The following is a 2,558-nucleotide window of genomic DNA, read 5'->3' on the forward strand; positions in this document are numbered from 1 at the left end:
TTGGAAGTAAGTTTAGGTTTGTTGTAAAACCAGAATTAGGATACAAGGACCGTGAAATTTCGAAAGAATTAGGACCAAAATCAACTATGATTTTTGAAGTAGAATTGCTTGGAATACTATAATCTAATATTATTTTTTTTCAATAATCTGAATATTGATTAATTAATATTCAGATTATTGAAAATTATTTTTATGGATGATATTGCATGTGTTCATGATTTTCATTCATTAGCATTTTTTCACCAACAACTGTAAAACCTTTCTTTTCATATAGTTTTTTTGCATTTGGATTCTCAAAATCAACCAATAATCCTAATACGTTATTTTGCTTAATTGCAATTTCTTCAATCAAATAATCTAAAATTTTAGACCCAATTCCTTTTCCTTGAAAATCTGGTGAAACAGCAATTGTATCGATATAAATTTCACCAGCTTGGGTTTCATCTTGTGGATTTATAATTTGATTGTAATTCGATTTTAAAATTTCTAAAACAGGTTTTCTTAATTCCTCCAATTTTCCTCCATCATAAAAAGTTGTACAGCCAGCAATTTGATTGTCATATTCTACAACAATTGTATTCTGATAACTGTATTGGTTGTTTTCTTGCTGAATAAGATTTTCTAAAAATAGAGTTCCTTTTTCATCATTTTTTTCTCCAATAAAATCAAAAACGATTTTATCCATCGCCAACATCATTAATTTTGCAACTGATGAAGCGTCTTGTTTTGTTGCTTTTCTGAAATTTAACATAAAAAAATAGCCTTGAGATTTCTCAAGGCTAAGTTAGCAATAATTATAAAATAATTAGTTAGCTTTTAATTTATCTAACGTGTTGTTATATCCTTCTTTTGCTTTTGCGCCAGCTTCTTTCACATCTTGTTTTGCTTTTGCACCAACTTCTTTTGCATCTTTTGCAACGTCTTTCGCAGCATCTTTGATGTCTTCTTTTGCTTTAGTTGCTTTTTCGTCAACTTTTTCAGCAGCATTGTTTACACCATCTTTTACATCTTGTGCAGCACCAGTTACAGCGGCTTTTGCACTAGTCCAAGCAGTGTTTGCATCGTCATAGGCTTTTTGTGCAGCTTCTGTAGCAACTTTATCACCTTTTGCTTTTGCAGCGTCTAACTCAACTTTAGCTTGATCTAATTTTGCTTTCGCATCAGTCTCAGATAATACAGTTGTTGTAGTTTCTGTTACGATTGCAGTAGAATCGTTAGCTAAAGAATCTACAGTTACATTAGTTTCAGTTGTTTTTGCAGTTTCTTGTTTACAAGAAGTTGCGAATGATAATGATGCAACTGCCACTAATACAAATAATTTTTTCATAGTTCGTTTTTTAATTGTTTTAATATTGTTTGGTTAATTACAATTTTGATACCAATTTTTTTAATAGATATAAAATTATAGTTGTTTTATTATAAAGTAGTAACGAATTTTTGGTTTGATTTATTTTATCTCACTTGATTTTAACATACGATAATTTCCAGAAATATCTTTTATTAGCTCAACTTTATTAAATACTTTTTCGAATAATAATTTAGTTTCTTCGGGTAAATATTGATTAATTTCACAATAAACAGAGCCATTTTCTGAAAGATTTTTTTTGGCAAAAGAAATAATTCGTTCATAAAAAATCAACGCATTATTATCTTCTACAAAGAGCGCCAAATGTGGTTCAAATTGCAATACATTTTGGTGCATTTCATCTTTTTCTAAATTTCTGATATATGGAGGATTAGAAATAATAATATCAAATTTTTGATCCAAATCAAAATCCACTAATAAATCTTGTTGTATAAAATTAATTGTTTCAGTAAGATTTTTTGCATTAAGTTGTGCAACTTCTAATGCTTTTTCTGAAATATCGATTGCCGAAACTTTAGAATTTGGAAATAACTTGGATAAAGTAATTGGTATACAACCAGTTCCTGTGCCTAAATCTATAATATTAAGTTCTTTATCTTTTGGGAAATCATTTCGTATTAATTCTATTAATTCCTCAGTTTCAGGACGAGGAATCAGCGTGTTTTCGTTCACAAAAAAGAAATTATCGTAGAAAAAAGCTTTTTTTGTGATATGTTGTATTGGTTTTCCTGTTTTTAGAGCAGTCAAATCTTTTTTTGCTTCTGTTTCAAAGTCAAAATTTTGAGTAGGTAAATAGTTTAAATCAAACTTATCTTCTAAATAAATAAGAAATATGGTGTCTATTTCGTCTTGATTGTATAGTGTTTGTAAATTGTTGTAGAAGTTTTGTTTTAAATCTGCTAACGTCATGGCGCTAAATTTTTGTAAAGTTAAATCATCTTATCAATATTGTACAATTGTTATTTTTTATTTATCAAAAGTTGTTGTTTTATTTAAATTGTAAATAATGGTTTATTATAACAATTTTTTTGTTTAATTACGTCTATTGATATATGCTATATTTATCATATAAGTCTCTTTTCGTGAGTTTAAAGATTAGAAGTACATTAGAATTACGTTAAGATTTCAATTTATTGATGATTTTTATCAGTTTACATCAGTCGTGAAAATATTGATAGTTTACATAATATGA

The 2,558-nt window shown here is 27.7% G+C and carries 4 protein-coding genes; 1 reads left to right on the forward strand and 3 read right to left on the reverse strand.

Annotated features, from left to right (window positions below; genetic code table 11):
- On the forward strand, positions 1-122 hold a 122-nt coding region (locus tag RSC72_RS04340; protein ID WP_332578436.1), incomplete at its 5' end, for an FKBP-type peptidyl-prolyl cis-trans isomerase.
- Positions 123-190: 68 nt separating this feature from the next.
- On the opposite strand, the gene RSC72_RS04345 is transcribed toward RSC72_RS04340, so the two are convergent.
- The 3 genes from RSC72_RS04345 to prmC form a co-directional block, all read right to left on the reverse strand.
- Positions 191-751, reverse strand: a complete 561-nt coding sequence (locus RSC72_RS04345) for a GNAT family N-acetyltransferase (RefSeq protein WP_332544855.1) — start codon at positions 749-751, stop codon at positions 191-193.
- Between the two features lie 54 nt (positions 752-805).
- Positions 806-1,327 (reverse strand): hypothetical protein, encoded by a 522-nt coding sequence (locus RSC72_RS04350; RefSeq protein ID WP_332544856.1) that lies wholly within the window; start codon positions 1,325-1,327, stop codon positions 806-808.
- A 120-nt stretch (positions 1,328-1,447) separates the two neighbouring features.
- A complete protein-coding gene (prmC, locus tag RSC72_RS04355; protein WP_332544857.1) occupies positions 1,448-2,275 on the reverse strand; it encodes a peptide chain release factor N(5)-glutamine methyltransferase in 828 nt (275 codons plus the stop codon).
- Positions 2,276-2,558: the final 283 nt, after the last annotated feature.

The organism is Algoriella sp. (assembly GCF_036647415.1).
GTDB lineage: Bacteria > Bacteroidota > Bacteroidia > Flavobacteriales > Weeksellaceae > Empedobacter.